Here is a 16,546-nt window from a genome sequence, read left to right as displayed (position 1 = left end):
CGAACCGTTCGCTTGTCAACATATCCTCCCCGGTTTTCCACTGCATCAGTGTGCGTAACTGCCCTGCGAATCTGTCGTCGAAACTTCGTTATAGAAAGGTCAGCATGGTCTGGATCGCCCGCTGCGAGAACCGCATCACCTCGCCGCCGAGCCAGCCGCCCAGCAGCACCAGCGACACCAGCACCGCGATCAGCCGCGCCGAGGTGCCGATGCTCTGGTCCTGGATCTGGGTGACCGCCTGCAGCACCGCCACCACCAGCGCCACCAGCGTGCCGATCAGCACCACGGGCAGCGTCACCCACAGCACCACCAGCAGCGCCTCGCGCGTGATATCGAGAATCGTGTCGGCACCCATCGCTTACTCGACCTCGGGATTGCGGATCCAGCCGACCGGCACCAGGCGCACGTCCTCGTCGACTTCCTGATAGGACAGCACCGGCAGGCGCGGCGCGACCGGCTCGATCAACCGCTTGATGTAGCGCCGCACGTCGACGCTGACGACCACCACCACGCGGGCGGCATTGGCCTTCTCCAGCAGTTGGCGCAGCTGCTCGCGGATCTCGCGCGTGACGTCGTGGCTCAGCAGCAGCAGGTTGCCGCGCGCGGCCTTCTCGATCGCGCCCTGCACGCGCTGCTCCAGCGCGGGCTCGAACAGCACCGCGTCGATCGCGCGTTCGCCGCCGACATGGCGGCTGGTGATCAGGCGGCCGAGATCGACGCGGACCAGCTCGGTCAGCGCGATCGCATCGGTTTCCTTGGGCGCCCACGTCACCAGGCTCTCGAAGATCGTGCGCAGGTTGCGGATCGGCACGTCTTCCTGCAGCAGGCGCCGCAGCACCTCGGTGACGCGCTGCAGCGGCACCACGCGGGCCAGTTCCATCACCAGGTCCGGGGCCTCGGCCTGCACCACGTGCATCATCTCCTGCACGTCCTGGATGCCGAGCAGCGGCGCGGCATGCTGCTTGATCACGGCGCCGACGTGGACGGCCAGCACTTCCTCGCACGACAGCGTCCGGGGTGCGCCGGGCGCGGGCACATCGCTCGCGCCTTCGCGGCCGCCGCGGCCGGCGGGCTTTTCCTGCGGAATCCAGACCGCCTCGGCGAACGGCCCGAACGGCGCGCCGACCACCGCGCGGCCCTGGTCCACCAGCGCCCGCGACCCCGGCTCGACCAGCTCCATGCCGGGCCGCAGCGCGCCGCGCGAGGCCACCACGTCCTGCACGCGGATCGCGTAGGCGTCGGGCTCGCCCAGCGGGCGGTATTCGATCCGCAGGCGCGGAAAGACCATGCCCAGGTCCGACTCGACCTGGCTCTTGGCGATCGTCATGCGCTGCTCGAACTGGCGCATGTCGAGGCGATCGCGCAGCGTCGGGTCCAGGTCCAGCGCCAGCGCGGGCGCCACGGCCGCGCGCGCGTCTTCTTCCTTGCGGTCGTCCGGCATCTCGATCCACGTCACCGTGCCGGCGGTACGCTGGCCCCGGCGCATCAGCCAGTAGCCGCACCCCGCCACCACGAGCGCCATCGTGGCGAAGGTCCATTTGGGGAAGCCCGGTACCACCAGGAACACCGCGATGGCGACGCCCGACACCAGCAGCGCCTTCGGCTGGGCCAGCAGCTGGCGGCCGATCACGGTGCCGAGGTTGGCGGCACGGCTGTCGCTGTCGTCCGACGACACGCGCGTGATGACGACGCCGGCGGCGATCGAAACCAGCAGCGAGGGAATCTGCGACACCATGCCATCGCCGATGGTGAGGATCGCGTAGCGCTGCAGCGCGTCGCCGATGCTCATGTCCTTCATCAGCGTGCCGATCGTGATGCCGGCCAGGATATTGACCAGCGCGATGACGACGCCGGCGATCGCATCGCCCTTGACGAACTTCATCGCGCCGTCCATGGCCCCGTGCAGCTGGCATTCCTGCTCCAGCTCGCGGCGCCGCTCCTGCGCCTGCGCGGCGCTGATGGTGCCGGCGCGGACATCGGCGTCGATGCTCATCTGCTTGCCGGGCATCGCGTCCAGCGCGAAACGGGCACCGACCTCGGCCACGCGCTCCGAGCCCTTGGCAATCACGATGAACTGCACGATCGCGATGATCAGGAACACCACGCCGCCGACCACGACGTTGTTGCCGACGATCAGCTTGCCGAAGGTCTCGATGATGTGGCCCGCATTGGCGTGCAACAGGATCAGCTTGGTCGACGCGATATTGAGCGAGAGCCGCAGCAGCGTGGTGAACAGCAGCAGCGAGGGGAAGGTCGACAGCGACAGCGCCGACGGAATATAGGTGGCGACGATCAGCAGGGTCAGGCTGATGCCCAGGTTGATCGTCAGCATCAGGTCCAGCAGGAAGGTCGGCAGCGGCAGCACGAACAGCGCGATCACCGCGAACAACAGCAGCGTCAGCGCGATGTCGGACTGGCGCGAGGCCGCCGCAGCCATCTGCTGCAGGCCCGGCGCGGGGCCGATCCCCTTGGTGAATCCCGACAGTTTTGCCATGACGCGGTATGTGGGCTGCTGCGATGGTTCGATCGGCCGTTCGCCGGGACGGGCCCGGACTGTCCGCGCTCGATGGCGCTACCTGGGTGAAGGCCACGCGGGCCACACGCGCCACGCAGGCCGTGCCGCCGCGGCGCACCCCTGGCGAACGGTGAGCGCAGTGTATGGCGGCTGCGCCACGCGACCAATACCGAGGATTCGTAGCGGCGGAGCTGCGGACGGGGCCGCCGCAGTCCCCACTACCAAGGCTCGTAGTGGACGGGGCTGCACCTGCTTCCGTATCGTTCTTCCCGTATTTCCGTCTTGTTTATTTCGGTCTCGCTTGTTTCGGCCTCACCAACTGGCTGCGACCGCCGCGGTCCTCGCCGCCGCCGGCGGGCCTTGCCATGCCTCTGCCATCCATGACGTCCATTGCGCTCAGCGAACCTCCTGCGTCGGCAGGTCCCATGTCGGCGGGCCGCCGCGGGCCTGCGCGTGCGCGCGTGCGGCTGCATCGCCCTGGCAGCGGCGAGGCGGCGATCCGCGAACTGGACGCCGCGCCGGAGTTGCCGCACGTCGAGGCGGATGTGGCGGCCCTGGCCAATCGCCTGCTGTGCCGGACGGCACCGCTGCGGCTGCGCGTGGCCGGCGCCGACTGGTTGCTGCATTTCGAGCCGCATGAGAGCCCCGCGGCGGGCGGCTTGCCCTCGTCCAGCGGCGGGGGTAACTCCCATGCAAACCCCAACCCCAAGGTCAGTGCCAACGGCGGGCTCAACGCAAGCGCCAACGCCTACGCCTTCACGCTCGGCGAGACGCGCGGACAGTTGCTGTTCGATGTGCCGAGCGAACGCCGCCTGCTCGGCGTGGAGGGTGCGGCGGAGACGCTGCCGGCCCTGCTGCGTCAAGCCTTGATGGCCGATGCCCTGGCCCCCGTCGCCGACCTGGTGGCGGCCACGGCCCGGCAGCCGTTCGCGTGGCACGGGGACGGCGGCGGCCTCCGCTCTGGCGCGCCGTGCTTTGGGCTGACGCTGCGGCGCATCGGGGATGGAGCCGGTGGCGCCGATGCGGGCAATGCAGGCAATGGCGGCAACGACCGCCATGTCGCGGCCGCCAGCGAGACGCTGCACGCCACCCTGCAACTGGACGAGCCCGAGCGCCTCGGCGCGCTACCGCTGCTGCAACGCGAGCCCGACGCCTCGCTGCCGCCGTGGCTGGCGCAATTGCAGGTGCCGCTCGCCGTGCGCATCGGCACCACCGCCATCGCGGTCGGCGAGATGCGCGACATCCGTCCGGGCGACATCGTCGGCATCGAACACTGGCAGACGCATGGCGGCGCGCTCGCGGTCCATTGCACGACCGGTGCCGCGGGCCTGGGCTGGCCCGCGCTGGCCGAGGGTCGCCGCATCACGATTCAACGCCCGACCGGCGCCCCCGCCGCGCCGTCGGCTCACGGAGACAGCATGGAAGACCGCAACAACGGGCAGCGCGAGCTGCCCCATCCCGACGCCGCGCCGGCCGCGCTGGACCGGCTGGAAGAGCTGGAGGTGTCGCTGCGCTTCGAGGTCGGCGATGTCTCGCTGGCGCTGGCCGACCTTCGCGAGGTGAGGCCCGGCTATGTGTTCGAACTGCCCCAGCCGCTGAAACAGAGCGAGGTACGCATCGTCGCCGGCGGCCGCATCCTGGGCACCGGCACGCTGATCGCGGTGGGCAACCGGCTCGGCGTGCGCGTATCGAGCTTCGCCGCGGGCGACGCATGAGCGGCAATCTGTACAACCCGGTACTGATCCTCACCGTCATCCTGGCGTTCGGCATTGCGCCGTTCGTCGCGCTGATGGTGACGAGCTATACCAAGCTGGTGATCGTGTTCGGGCTGCTGCGCGCCGCGCTGGGGCTGCAGCAGGTGCCGCCCAATATGGTGCTCAACGGCATCGCGATCATCCTGACCGCGTACATCATGGCGCCGATCGGCGCCGATGCCTTCGACGCGATCGAGCGGCGCGCGCAGAGCAATGCGCCGTTCAACGTGGGGGATGTGGTCACCGTCTACGATTCGGTCAGCGGGCCGCTGAAGGAATTCCTGATCAAGCATACCGAGGAGCGCAACCGCACCTTCTTCGTGCAATCGGCCAAGCGGATCTGGCCGGAGGGCCGCGCCGACGATCTGCAGCCGGACGACATGATGGTGCTGATCCCGAGCTTCACGCTGTCGGAGCTGACGCGCGCGTTCCAGATCGGCTTCATCATCTATCTGGTCTTCGTCGTGGTCGACCTGATCGTGGCGGCGATCCTGCTGGCGTTGGGGATGTCGATGATCGCGCCAACGACGATCTCGGTGCCATTCAAGCTGCTGCTGTTCGTGATGCTGGAGGGGTGGACGCAGCTGATCCAGGGGCTGGTGCTGTCGTACCGCTAGGGCGCTGCGGCTGCGGCATCGGCGGCGACCTCGCTCTCGGCCTCGGTCGGTCACCGCCGCCTCAGTCAATCACCTCGGCCCCATCACCACCTCGGCCTCAGTCAATCCCCTCAGCCTCAGTCGATCACCTCGGCGCAGGCATCGGTCGGCAGCGCGGCGACATCGCCGATCACGGGCACGATCTTCAGGCCCGCGGAGGCGACCCGGCAGGGAGCGGCAAGCACACCGCAGCCGCCCAACGCAAAGACCGTTGCAAGGACCAGCGGCAACATCATCAGCAATCGTTTCATCGGGCACGGCCTCGTCAGCGGGAACGCGCATTGTGCACGATTCCTTGCCTGCCGGCATCCTGGGCTAGCATATGGACTGGTACGCCATTCCGGATCCCTGATGACTGTTGCCGAAACGTCCCACCTGCACGCCCTGCAATCGCCCTTCCCCGTTCTGCTCGCCCGCTGCCGGCGCTGGTATGCCGGCGCGCTGACCGCCTTGCCGATGGTCCTGCTGGCCGCCCTGCTGGCAAGCTTCGCCACCGGCGCACTGGCCCAGCCCCTGTGGTTCGCCAATGGCAAGCCGACTCCCGCCGCGCAGCAGGCGGTGGCCGCGTTGGTCAATGCACCCGCCGACGGCCTCGATGCCGAGGACTACGATGCCAACATGCTGCGCGACGCCGTCGCCAAGGCCGCCAATGGGCCCGCGCTGGCGCCCGAGGCGGCCGATCGCCTCGATGGCGCCCTGACCGCGGCGATGCAGCGCTACCTGTCCGATCTGCACCGCGGCCGCGTCGACCCGCGCAAGGTCCATGCGAACTTCAATATCGCCGAGGAAAAGCCGTTCGACCCGGACAGCTATCTGCGCGCGGCGTTGGCGGCGAACCGCCTGCCGGCCGCGATCCGCGAAGCCGCGCCGACGTTCCCGCTGTATGGCACCTTGCGCGATGCGCTGGCCCGCTACCGCCAGCTCGCCACGCTGCCCCACTGGAAAACCCCGCTGCCCGCGCTGCCCGAAGGCAAGCTGACCGAGGGCAAGAGCTACGAGGGACTGGCCGCAATGGCCCAGCGCCTGACGGCGCTCGGCGATCTGCCGACGGGCACACCGGTTCCGGCGACCTATACCGGACCGCTGGTGGCCGCGGTCAAGGCGTTCCAGGGCCGCCACGGCCTCGAAGCGGACGGCGTGATCGGCCCGGCCACGCTGGCCCAGCTCAATACGCCGCCGTCGGCGCGCGTGCGGCAGATCGTGCTGACGATGGAGCGGCTGCGCTGGACCCCGCTGGCGGAGGGCTCGCGCATGATCGTCGTCAATATCCCCGAGTTCATGCTGCGCGCCTACGAGTTCCACGAGGGCAAGCTCGATATCCGGCTGGAAATGAAGGTGATCGTCGGCAAGGCGCTCGACACGCGCACGCCGCTGTTCAAGGAGGACATGCGCTATATCGAGTTCAGCCCGTACTGGAACGTGCCGCGCTCGATCGCGCAGAAGGAAATCATTCCGCGGCTTCAGCGCGATCCGGCCTATTTCAAGCGCCAGGGCTTCGAGTTCGTGGCCGGTAATGAGGTCATCAAGCAGCTGAACGCGGCCAATATGCAGGCCGTGCTGGACGGTCAGATGCGCATCCGCCAGCGGCCCGGGCCGCTGAACGCGCTCGGCGACATCAAGTTCGTGTTCCCGAACAACCAGGCCATCTATCTGCACCACACGCCGGCGCCGCAGCTGTTCAAGCGTGGCCGGCGCGACCTGAGCCATGGCTGCATCCGCGTCGAGGATCCGGTCGCGCTTGCCAAGTTCGTGCTCAAGGACATGCCGGAATGGACCGAGGAGCGGATCCGGCAGGCGATGGGCGCCGGCACGGCCAGCACCGTCTCGCTGGTCAATCCCTTGCCGGTAACGTTGGCTTATGGCACGGCCATCGCAAGAGCCGATGGACGGGTATACTTCCTCGCTGACATTTACGGCCAGGATAAAGTGCTCGGCCAGGCGCTGCAGCAGCGCGCCGCGCGCCGAGCCTCGCATACGCCGGCCGTCAGGGCAACGCCGCCGGCCAACCGCGCGGCCAGCGCCCCACCCCCCTGACCTCCTGAGACAAGCAACATCGAGCCAAACGAGCTAGAACATCACATCATGACGTATTCACGTGATCCGGCACGGCGCCGCTTCCTGCAACGCACTGGCGGCCTGGCGCTGAGCGCCGGCCTGACGGCCCTGGCGCCCAAACTGGCGCTCGCCAATGTGCCGGGCGCCCGCGCGCTGGCCTTCGACCACACCCACACCGGCGAGCATCTGTCGCTGGTCTACGCGATGGGCGAACAGGTCCTGCCGCAGGCCCACCTGAAGCTCAATCGCTTCCTGCGCGACCACTATTCGGGCGACGTCGGCACGATTGATCCGGAGCTGTTCGGCGTGCTGTACCAGCTGCGCACGGTGCTGGGCAGCGACAACCCGTTCCAGGTCATCTCCGGCTATCGCAGCCCCAATACCAATTCGCGCCTGCGCAAGACGCGCGGCGGCGGCGTGGCGAAGCACAGCCTGCATATGGACGGCAAGGCGATCGACATTCGTCTGCCCGGCGTGGCGCTCGACGACCTGCGCGACGCGGCCGTATCGCTGCAGGCCGGCGGCGTGGGCTTCTACCGCAGCGAGAACTTCATCCACATCGACACCGGCCGCGTGCGCCGCTGGGGTTGAACCTTAGCCTTGCTGCGACGGCTGGGCGCGCCCGCGCTTGTCCGAGACGATCCGGCCGTCCTTGAAGACCAGCTGCAATTGACGGACGTTGTTGACGTCCTCGAGCGGATTGCCGCCGACCACGATCAGGTCGGCGATCTTGCCGGTCTCGATGGTCCCCAAGCGGTCGCCGACCCCGCACACCGCCGCGCCATGCGCGGTCGCCGCGCGAATCGCCTGCCAGGGCGTGGCGCCATCGCGCACCCATAGCCCCAGTTCCAGCAAGGCCGCGTCCTTCAGCGGCCGGATATCCGAGCCCAGCGCCATCCGCACGCCCGCGCGCAGCGCCTTGCGGAAGCCCTCGGTGTGCTGCTCGACGGCCGCCTCGGCCCGGCAGCACAGCGCGTGGGCCAGATTGCGCTCGCTCGACCAGCGCCGCTCGAAGATATTGGTGGCCTGCCCCGGCGTCAGATGGCTGATGGCGAGCGTCGGCACATACCAGGTGCCGTGCTCGACCAACGCCTCGATGCACTCGTCGTCCATGATGTAGCCATGTTCGATCGAATGTGCGCCGAGCCGGACGGCGGCCTTTACCGCGGCCGGATTGGTGGCATGCGCCATTATCTTGAATTCGCGCAGCTTGCAGATATCGAAGGCGGCCCGGATCTCGTCGTCGAGCAGGAAGCTGTGCCGATGCAGGTCCCACGCCGGCCCCAGAATGCCGCCCGACAGATTCAGCTTGATATGGTCGACGCCATGCTTGATCTGCTCGCGGATCGCCTTGACGAAGCCATAGGGGCCATCGCATTCGAGCGCATGGCCCGAGGTCAGGAAATGCCCGCCAGTCGTGGTCAGGAAATGTCCCGCCGCGAAGACGCGCGGGCCCAGATGCTGGCCCGAATCGAAAGCGCGCTTCCAGGCAACGTCCATGAAGCTGTGCGCGCCCGCGCTGCGAAAACCGACGATGCCCGATTCGAGCAGCCCCTGCTGCAGCTTGTGGCCGAACAGCGTGACCTGGTCGGGCAGCGGCATATCCATCAGCGTCGGGAAGTAGTCGGGATGGATGTGCACGTCCCACAGGCCCGGCATCAGGAACGCACCCTGCAGGTCGACCACCTCGCAATCACCCACGCTGGCGGGATCGCCGGTATGGAAGATCTCGCGGATCATGCCGTCCTCCAGCAGCACCGCCTTGTCGCGCTGCGCGACCGGCTCCACGCAGTCGATCAGCGTGGCGTGTTTCAGCAGCGTCCTTGTCATGGTCTCCCCCTTATCGTTTGGCGGCCGGTGCCATCTGTTTGGCCAGCTCGCTCCATTTGCCGATTTCCGCGTCGATATAGCGCCCGAACGCCTCCGGCGACGATCCCTGCACCACCGCGCCGAGCGAGGCATAACGCTGGCGCACTTCAGGCATTTGCAGGATGGCGTTGACCTCGCGGTTGAGCCGCGCGACCACCGCATCGGGCGTTTTCGCGGGTGCCAGCAGTCCCCACCAGGTGCCGCCGGTGAAGTCCGCCAGCCCCGCTTCGGCAAAGGTCGGCACATTGGGCAGCGAGGGCAGCCGCGACGGCAGCGCCACGGCCAGCGCGCGCAGCTTGCCGGCCTTGATGTGCTCCTGCACCGCGGGCGGCGTGTCGAGCGTGTAGTCGATATGGCCGGCGATCACGTCGGCGATCGACGGGCCGCTGCCCTTGTACGGGACATGAGCCGCCTCGATGCGCGCGATCCGCTTGAACAGCTCGCCGCCCATATGGTTGGAGGTGTTCTCGCCGAACGAGGAATAGTTCAGCTTGCCTGGATTGGCACGGGCGTAAGCGATGAACTCGGCCAGAGTCTTCGCCGGCACCGCCGGATTGACGACCAGCAGGAACGGTACCCTCCCGACCGTCGACACCGGCTTCAGATCGCGCCGCGGATCGTAGGGCAGGCTCATCGTCGAAGGCGCGATCGAGACCTCCGGCGAGGCGGCCAGCAGCAGCGTATAGCCGTCCGGCTCCGCCCGCACCACCGAGGCCGCGCCGATGGTGCCGCTGGCGCCGGGGCGGTTCTCCACGACGATCTGCTGGCCCAGCCGCGACGACAACTGCTCGGCCAGCAGCCGGCCGCCGACATCCGTACTGCCGCCTGGCGGATAGCCGATCACCATGCGAATGGGCCGCGCGGGCCAATCGGCTGCCGCGCCGAGCCGGGGTAGCGCCGTCGTCATCAAGATCGACGAGGCGACGAGGAATTTGCGTCGTTTCATGGTGAGCTCCCCTGTGTCACATCAGAATGGCAACGCGGTATCGGCGGGGCTGGGCGGCTTTCGGTGAGCGCCGTTCGGTGGGTGGCGTCCGGATCAGCGTGTCAAGCCGCCGGGCTCACCATCGCATCCGCAATCCGATACGCCGTATTGACCGAGTCCGTCACGCCCAGGTGGCCGTGCCCGACTGCCAGCCACAGTCCGGGGTGGCCATCCGCCGGCCCGACGATGGGCACCGAGTCCGGCATGCAGGGCCGATGGCCCATCCAGCGGGCCGGCGCCGGATCGTCCAGCCCGTCGAAGGTCTCGCGCGCGATGCGCTCCAGCATCGCCGCGCGGCGCATGTCGGGCGGCCGCGACAGCCCGCCGATCTCCACCGTGCCGCCGACGCGCAGTCCCTCCTCCATCGGCGTGACGAAGACCTTGCGGTCCGCCAGCACCACCGTGCGCGATACGGTGCGCGCGGCATCGCGAAACTGCACGTGATAGCCGCGCTGGCTTTCCAGCGGAATTTCGAGCCCCAGCGGCGCCGTCAGCTTGCGCGACCACGCGCCCGCGGCCACCACGACCTCGTCGAAGCATTCGTCCTCGCGGCCATCCGCCTCCACCACGCACCAGCGCGGCCGGCCCGCGAAGTCCGCACGCCGCAGCGCGCGAACCTCGGTCCTGCGCCGCTGGCCGCCGCGTTGCTCGAACGCCCGCACGATGGCCTTCACATAGCGCCCCGGATTGACGATGGTCGCGTGATCCTGCAGGAAGACGCCGATCTGATACCGCGGGCCAACATTGGGCTCCAGCGCCTCGATGCCGGCGCGATCCAGCGTCTCGAACTCGTAGCCGAATTCCTTGCGCATGCGCCAGGAGGTGGCGTCCTTCTCCAGCGCCCCAGCATCGGGATACAGATGCAGGTGGCCGCGCTGCATCAGCAGCTCGGGCGCACCGATCTCCTGCGTCAGCTGCCGATGCCGCTGCACCGCGTTGACGTGGATGGCATGCAGCCGCTCGGCCGCTTGCTCGACGCGACGCGGCGACGCCGACGCGATAAAACGCAGCAGCCAGGGCAAGGCCCGCGGCAAATACGACAACGGCAGATACAGCGGACTGCGTTCGTCCAGCAGCATCTTCGGCAACGAGGCGAGCACGCCCGGCATCGCCAGCGGCGCGACCGAGCCCGGGCTGATCGCCCCGGAATTGCCGTAGCTGCAGGCTTGCCCCGGCTCGTCACGATCGATCAGCGTGACCTCGGCCCCGCGCTTCTGCAGTTCGTACGCGATCGCCGACCCGACGATGCCGGCTCCGACCACGGCAACGCGTGGCGGGCGGGACGGTGGGATCGGCGCGTTCTGATGTTCCATGGGAATCGGTGTATGGGTGGATGTCTTGACGGCTTCGAATGTAAGTGGCTCACTATCGCAGGCGCAATAGCGGATATCGGTATGCGATATTTGCGGCGAATCACCGCGGGAGAATGGGGAAATGGGGACGGCGAAGGCAGTGCGGGGATCGAAAGCCCGGATCGCGGCGGCGAACGGCGGTGGCAGGCATCGCGATCAGCGCAGCAATGAGCGAGGCGATCAGCGAGGCGATGAGCGCGGCAACGACAGCCGCTTCGCCAATCCGCTCTTTATCGCCTCGATCGGCAAGGCCTTCGAAGTGCTCGAGCGCCTGGCCGACATCGGTCGCCCGGTCGGCCTGACCGAGCTCTGCCAACACGCGTCGCTGAGCCGCAGCGCGTTGCAGCGCATCACCCATACGCTGACCGCGCTCGGCTATCTGCGCCAGGACCCGAAGACCCGCGCATTCACGCTGTCGGGCAAGGTGCTGCACCTGAGCCACGCGATGCTGTCCAGCGATTCGCTGCGCGACCGCGCCCTGCCCCATCTGGAAGACCTGAATCGCCGCACCGCCGAGACGGTCAACCTGATGGAGATGGAAGGCGACGAGATCGTCTATGTGGTGCGCTTTCCGGGCTTTCGTGCCGTCAGCGTCGATCTGCACGTCGGCTCCCGTCTGCCGATCCACTGCTCCGCCGCTGGGCGCGCCATCCTTGCCGAAATGGACATCGACGACGCGATGCGGCTGCTCGCACGCGTGCCGCGCCGCGCGATGACGCCGCATACGCGCACCGAGCTGTCCGACTTGCGCACGGCCCTGCAGACCGCGCGCAAGCGCGGCTATGCGTTGAACGATCAGGAGTCCTTCATCGGCGATATCTCGATCGCCAAGGCGATCCTGAACCGGCAGCGCGAGCCGATCGGCGCGGTGAACATCGCGGTGTCGACGTCGCGCTGGACGGTCGAGGAAACGCTGCGGCAATTGCTGCCGCAGTTGCTGGTCACGGCACGCGCGATCGAGCGGGACGTCAATGCGCGCTGAGGGCGTTGAGGGGCACTGCCGGCGCTGAGGGCGTTGCGGCCGCTGCCGCCGCCGCTGAGACGCTGAGACGCTGAGACGCTGAGGACGCTGACGGCACGGAGGCCACTGAGGGCACCGCGCGGGCCGAATGCCATCCACCCCGCTGTCAAAAAACTGTCATCAACGCTGCCTACCATCCCGACTGCGCTCCGAAGAGCGGTCCCACTCGATGCCCGGCCACCCGCCGGGCATCGTCGTTTGCAGCGTCGAACTTTCAGATTGCTTTCAACAACATGAAGCCAACACCGAATCCATCTCGCCGCACCCTCCTCAAATTCCTTGCCACCTCGCCGATGCTGCCGCTGGGCTCGGCCTCGGCCGCACTGCTGGCCGGCTGCGGCGGCGACGACGACGCGGACACCGCGCCGAACCCCGGCACGCCGACCGCCACCTTCACCACCGCCGAATTCATCGGCATGAGCGCCCCGACGCTGGCGGCGCCGGCGGCCATGGCCACCACCACGGTCGGCTCCGAGCTGAAGGTCTCGTTCAGCGACGGCAGCAGCCAGACCTACAAGCTCGCCTATCAGCCCTTCTTCATCACCGGCGATACGGTGCCCGACGGCAAGGGCGGCACCGTGGTGGCCGGCGGCTACTTCGACATCCACAACCAGCCGATCGTCGACCGCTCGGTGCCGGGCAGCGAGCGCCAGTTCTTCTCGGACTGCGTCGACGGCAGCTCGCTGCTGACGCTGGCCGATGCCAACGTGCCGGGCGTCAAGGGCAAACCCGTGTTCGCCGTCGTGCAATTCGAATACACCACGCGCGACCAGGCCGGCGCCTCCACCTACGGCATGCTGCCCTCGCCGATCGCGATCCTGACGCTCGACCAGGACCCGGCCACCGGCAAGCTGACGCTGGTCAAGTACCACAACGTCGATACGTCGTCCGCGCGCGGGCTGTGGATCACCTGCGGCGCCAGCCTGTCGCCGTGGAACACGCACCTGTCGAGCGAGGAATACGAACCGGACGCCTTCACGATCGCGTCGAACACGCAGTTCCAGCGCTTCAGCACCTACACCTTCGGCGACCCGACCGCGGCCTCGCCGTACGACTACGGCCATCTGCCCGAGGTCACGGTCAACCCCGACGGCACCGGCTCCATCGTCAAGCACTACTGCCTGGGCCGGATCTCGCATGAGCTGGTCTGCGTCGCGCCCGACGAGCGCACCGTGCTGATGGGCGACGACGCCACCAACGGCGGCGCCTTCATGTTCATCGCCGACCGCGCGCGTGACCTGTCGTCCGGCACGCTGTACGTCGGCAAGTGGAATCAAACCTCGGGCACCGGCCCGGGCTCGGCCACGCTGAGCTGGATTCCGCTGGGCCACGCCACCAGCGACGAAATCCGCGCGCTGGTGCGCGGCGGCATCCAGGCCACCGACATCTTCGACGTCAAGACCACCGATCCGGGCGATACCAGCTATACCCGCATCCCGTTCAATGGGGGCTTCCAGTGGGTCAAGCTGATGCCGGGCATGGAAAAGGCCGCGGCCTTCCTCGAGACGCACCGCTACGCGGCGCTCAAGGGCGGCAGCCTGGGCTTCACCAAGTGGGAAGGCACGACGATCAACGCGCGCGACAAGATTGCCTATATCGCGATGTCCCGCATCGAATCGTCGATGCTGAACGGCTCGGGCGGCGTCAAGGTCGAAGGCCCCTATTCGGGCGCGGTCTACGCGCAGAACCTGCGCGGCGGCCAGGCCGATACCACCGGCGCGCCGATCAACTCGGAATGGGTGCCGGTCGATATGGCCGCCGTCCCCGAACTGATCGCCGAGGACTTTGGCGGCGGCAAGCTCAAGCAGCAGGACGCGCTGGGCAATTTCGCCAACCCGGACAAGATCGCGACGCCGGACAACCTGAAGTTCTCCGAGAAGCTGCGCACGCTGTTTATCGGCGAGGACAGCAATACCCACGTCAACAACTTCCTGTGGGCTTACAACGTCGATACGAAGAAGCTGTCGCGCGTGTTGTCGACGCCGGCCGGCGCGGAATCGACCGGCTTGCATGCGGTCGACGAGATCAACGGATGGACGTACGTCATGAGTTCGTTCCAGCATCCGGGGGATTGGGAATCGCCGTTGCATGACATCGTCAAGCCGACGCTGGATCCGCTGGTTCGGGCCAATTACAAGGATCGGTTTGGGGCGGCAGTGGGATACATCACGGGCGATGCCACTTCGGTGAAGTTGGCGAAGGGATAAGCCTCAGACGCGTCAAAAGAAGCCCGGGCGAGAGAAATCGCCCGGTTTTTTTTATTGACGTCCGGGTCTCACGCCGACCGCGAAGCGGATGTTGAAAGGAAAGACGACTAGACTGTCGCCCTCGGCTGCATCCCGCATGCCGTGCCCCCCGAGGGGGCCGGCCCTTTCACCTATCCCTCAATGACTGACAAGACCCGACAAATCGCCATTGCCCTGATCCTATTGGCGGTCATCGCCATGCTGTGGCTGGTGGGCAACGAGCAGAACAATGCCAGCGACACCGCCTCCTCTTCCGTTGCGGAGGCGTCGCAGGTTCCATCAGCCAGCGCGGCGGGCGGCATTTACCGCGGCGGCACACTCGAACCGTTCAGCATCGACCCAGCGCGATCCGCCGATCGCCTGCAGGTATACCAGGCGGCCGCGATCCTGCAAGACTATCGCGAAGATCGCGACAGCGCCGATCAACGTTATCGCGGGGCGTACTTCATCGTCGAGGGCGTGGCCAGCGGAATTCGACGCGAGGGCGATACGCGGGTCTATCTCGATATCCGCACCACCGACCCGGATCAGCCGGTACGCGCGAACCTGCTGGAACAGCAGAACTGCGGCGCCGCTCGGCCGGTCTGCGAAGTGGAAGCGCGCGCCACGATGGTCCGGCGCGGACAGAAGGTCGCGGTCGAGTGCACCGGTGCGGGCATCGTGGGTACCACGCCGGTGCTCGACGGCTGTCTGCTGCGGGGCGGCGCCAATTGAGCTGAAGAGATCCGGGGCCGGCCGCCTTCCCGAACGCCTTCCTGCTGGGCCCTCCCCCAGTTTCATCCTGCTGTCATTTGCGCCGCGCACAATCGCCCCTGTTCGGCCACCGATGCCGATCGCATGACCGCGCCGGCTTTTTTGCGGCGCACCGCACCACCGGTTGTCCTTGACACCGGTTTTTTTGTGGCTTGAATGAAAACGTTTTCATTTCTCCACACCTCGCCCCGATTCCAGCCGAATGCCTCGTAAACCCGCACCCCTCGCCACGTCGTCCGCGTCGCCCATGCCGTCCAATGGCGCGACGCTGATGAACGTGGCACAGGCGGCGAGCGTGTCGCTGGCCACGGCATCGCGCGTGTTCAGCAATCCGGAACTGGTCCGCCAGGACACCGCCGAGCGCGTGTTGCGGGCGGCGGGCGAACTCGGCTTCCGCCCCAACCTGTTGGGTGCCAAGCTGCGGGCGCAGCGCACGCGCATCGTCGGCGTCATGCTGCCGACGCTCGAAAATGCGGTATTTGCCGAATGCTGGCGCGGCATCGAGGAGGCAGCGCTCGCGCAAGGCTATTCGCTGATGCTGGTGACCAGCCGCTACGACCCCGCGCGCGAACGCGAGCGGATCGAATATCTGCTGCGCCATCGGGTCGACGGCATGGTGCTGACGGTGGCCGATGCAGCCCGCAGCGCGGTGCTGGACCAGCTCGATGCGGAGCGCGTGCCGTATGTGCTCGCGTACAACCAGGGCACGCGCCGCGGCAAACACTACTGGGTATCGGTGGACAACCGCGTCAGCGCACGCGCCGGCGTGGAGACGCTGATCGCCGCCGGGCATCGGCGCATCGCGGTGGTATCGGGCGCCTTCGCCGCATCGGACCGCGCCAAGCAACGCTATGCGGGTTATCAGGACGCGATGCGCGCGCATGGCCTGGAACCGCTGCCACCGCTGTCGCTGCCGGCCCACACGCCCACGCATACGCCCGAGGAGGCGGAACATATTCGGCGCCTCGTCACCGCGCCGCGCGGACCCACGGCGCTGTTTTGCACCAACGACATGCTGGCGATCGGCGTGATGTCCATTCTGAAGCGCCTGGGACTGTCCGTGCCCGGCGATATTTCCGTGCTCGGCTACGACGGCATCGAACTCGGCAAGCTGCTGGAGCCGCCGCTGTCCACGGTCGTGCAGCCCAACAACGAGATCGGTGCCCGGGCGCTGGCTTGCCTGCTGGCACGGCTGAACGCCGCCGGCGCCGACGCCGCGCCGGACCGTGGCCCGCCACGCGCAACGCTGCTGCCGCACGCGATACGTGCGGGCGCCACCGTCGGACCACCCGCCTAGCGCCCGCCGCAGCCGAACCGGCGCGCTTCACTCGCATCGACTT

14 protein-coding genes are annotated in these 16,546 nt (G+C 67.7%); 8 read left to right on the top strand and 6 right to left on the bottom strand.

Annotated features, from left to right (window positions below; all coding sequences use genetic code 11):
* Positions 1-88: 88 nt before the first annotated feature.
* Positions 89-355, bottom strand: a complete 267-nt coding sequence (locus K7G19_RS02145; RefSeq protein ID WP_149318284.1) for an EscS/YscS/HrcS family type III secretion system export apparatus protein — start codon at positions 353-355, stop codon at positions 89-91.
* 3 nt (positions 356-358) lie between these two features.
* Complete coding sequence (sctV, locus tag K7G19_RS02140) at positions 359-2,494, bottom strand: type III secretion system export apparatus subunit SctV (RefSeq protein WP_226105524.1); 2,136 nt, start codon at positions 2,492-2,494, stop codon at positions 359-361.
* 254 nt (positions 2,495-2,748) lie between these two features.
* Here sctV and sctQ point away from each other — a divergent pair, with 254 nt between their 5' ends.
* The gene (gene sctQ, locus K7G19_RS02135; RefSeq protein WP_226105522.1) at positions 2,749-4,230 is read left to right on the top strand and encodes a type III secretion system cytoplasmic ring protein SctQ; all 1,482 of its coding nucleotides are present in this window, start codon (positions 2,749-2,751) and stop codon (positions 4,228-4,230) included.
* Positions 4,227-4,886, top strand: coding sequence for a type III secretion system export apparatus subunit SctR (gene sctR / locus K7G19_RS02130; RefSeq protein WP_006576043.1), 660 nt, complete (start codon positions 4,227-4,229; stop codon positions 4,884-4,886). Before sctQ ends, sctR begins: the two co-directional genes overlap by 4 nt.
* Positions 4,887-5,002: 116 nt before the next feature.
* Here the strand turns inward: sctR and K7G19_RS02125 are convergent, their stop codons facing one another.
* A complete protein-coding gene (locus K7G19_RS02125) occupies positions 5,003-5,161 on the bottom strand; it encodes a DUF6726 family protein (protein ID WP_265635469.1) in 159 nt (52 codons plus the stop codon).
* Between the two features lie 220 nt (positions 5,162-5,381).
* Between K7G19_RS02125 and K7G19_RS02120 the strand changes: the two genes are divergently transcribed.
* Both K7G19_RS02120 and K7G19_RS02115 read left to right on the top strand, forming a co-directional pair.
* Entirely contained in the window at positions 5,382-6,959 is a 1,578-nt protein-coding gene (locus K7G19_RS02120) for a murein L,D-transpeptidase (protein ID WP_226106279.1), read from the top strand.
* 48 nt (positions 6,960-7,007) lie between these two features.
* Positions 7,008-7,571, top strand: a complete 564-nt coding sequence (locus K7G19_RS02115) for a DUF882 domain-containing protein (RefSeq protein ID WP_150083548.1) — start codon at positions 7,008-7,010, stop codon at positions 7,569-7,571.
* Between the two features lie 3 nt (positions 7,572-7,574).
* Here K7G19_RS02115 and K7G19_RS02110 read toward each other — a convergent pair whose 3' ends face one another.
* From K7G19_RS02110 to K7G19_RS02100, 3 genes are all read right to left on the bottom strand, one after another.
* Positions 7,575-8,810, bottom strand: a complete 1,236-nt coding sequence (locus K7G19_RS02110) for an amidohydrolase family protein (RefSeq protein ID WP_226105520.1) — start codon at positions 8,808-8,810, stop codon at positions 7,575-7,577.
* Positions 8,811-8,820: 10 nt separating this feature from the next.
* Positions 8,821-9,795: a tripartite tricarboxylate transporter substrate binding protein gene (locus tag K7G19_RS02105; RefSeq protein ID WP_226105518.1), complete on the bottom strand. Its 975-nt coding sequence runs from the start codon at positions 9,793-9,795 to the stop codon at positions 8,821-8,823.
* Between the two features lie 101 nt (positions 9,796-9,896).
* On the bottom strand, positions 9,897-11,147 hold the full coding sequence (locus K7G19_RS02100; protein ID WP_226105517.1) for an FAD-binding oxidoreductase: 1,251 nt from the start codon (positions 11,145-11,147) through the stop codon (positions 9,897-9,899).
* A 139-nt stretch (positions 11,148-11,286) separates the two neighbouring features.
* On the opposite strand from K7G19_RS02100, the gene K7G19_RS02095 reads away from it, so the two are divergent.
* From K7G19_RS02095 to K7G19_RS02080, 4 genes are all read left to right on the top strand, one after another.
* On the top strand, positions 11,287-12,168 hold the full coding sequence (locus K7G19_RS02095; protein ID WP_226105516.1) for an IclR family transcriptional regulator: 882 nt from the start codon (positions 11,287-11,289) through the stop codon (positions 12,166-12,168).
* 272 nt (positions 12,169-12,440) lie between these two features.
* Positions 12,441-14,414 carry a PhoX family phosphatase gene (locus tag K7G19_RS02090; RefSeq protein ID WP_226105515.1) on the top strand — a complete coding sequence of 658 codons (1,974 nt, stop codon included), beginning with the start codon at positions 12,441-12,443 and terminating at the stop codon, positions 14,412-14,414.
* A gap of 180 nt (positions 14,415-14,594) precedes the next feature.
* Complete coding sequence (locus tag K7G19_RS02085; protein WP_226105514.1) at positions 14,595-15,167, top strand: OB-fold putative lipoprotein; 573 nt, start codon at positions 14,595-14,597, stop codon at positions 15,165-15,167.
* 286 nt (positions 15,168-15,453) lie between these two features.
* Entirely contained in the window at positions 15,454-16,503 is a 1,050-nt protein-coding gene (locus K7G19_RS02080; RefSeq protein WP_226105513.1) for a LacI family DNA-binding transcriptional regulator, read from the top strand.
* Positions 16,504-16,546 lie beyond the last annotated feature (43 nt).

Source organism: Cupriavidus sp. DB3 (assembly GCF_020418465.1).
In the GTDB taxonomy this organism is placed as follows: domain Bacteria; phylum Pseudomonadota; class Gammaproteobacteria; order Burkholderiales; family Burkholderiaceae; genus Cupriavidus; species Cupriavidus cauae.
This window is presented reverse-complemented; position numbering and strand designations above follow the sequence as displayed.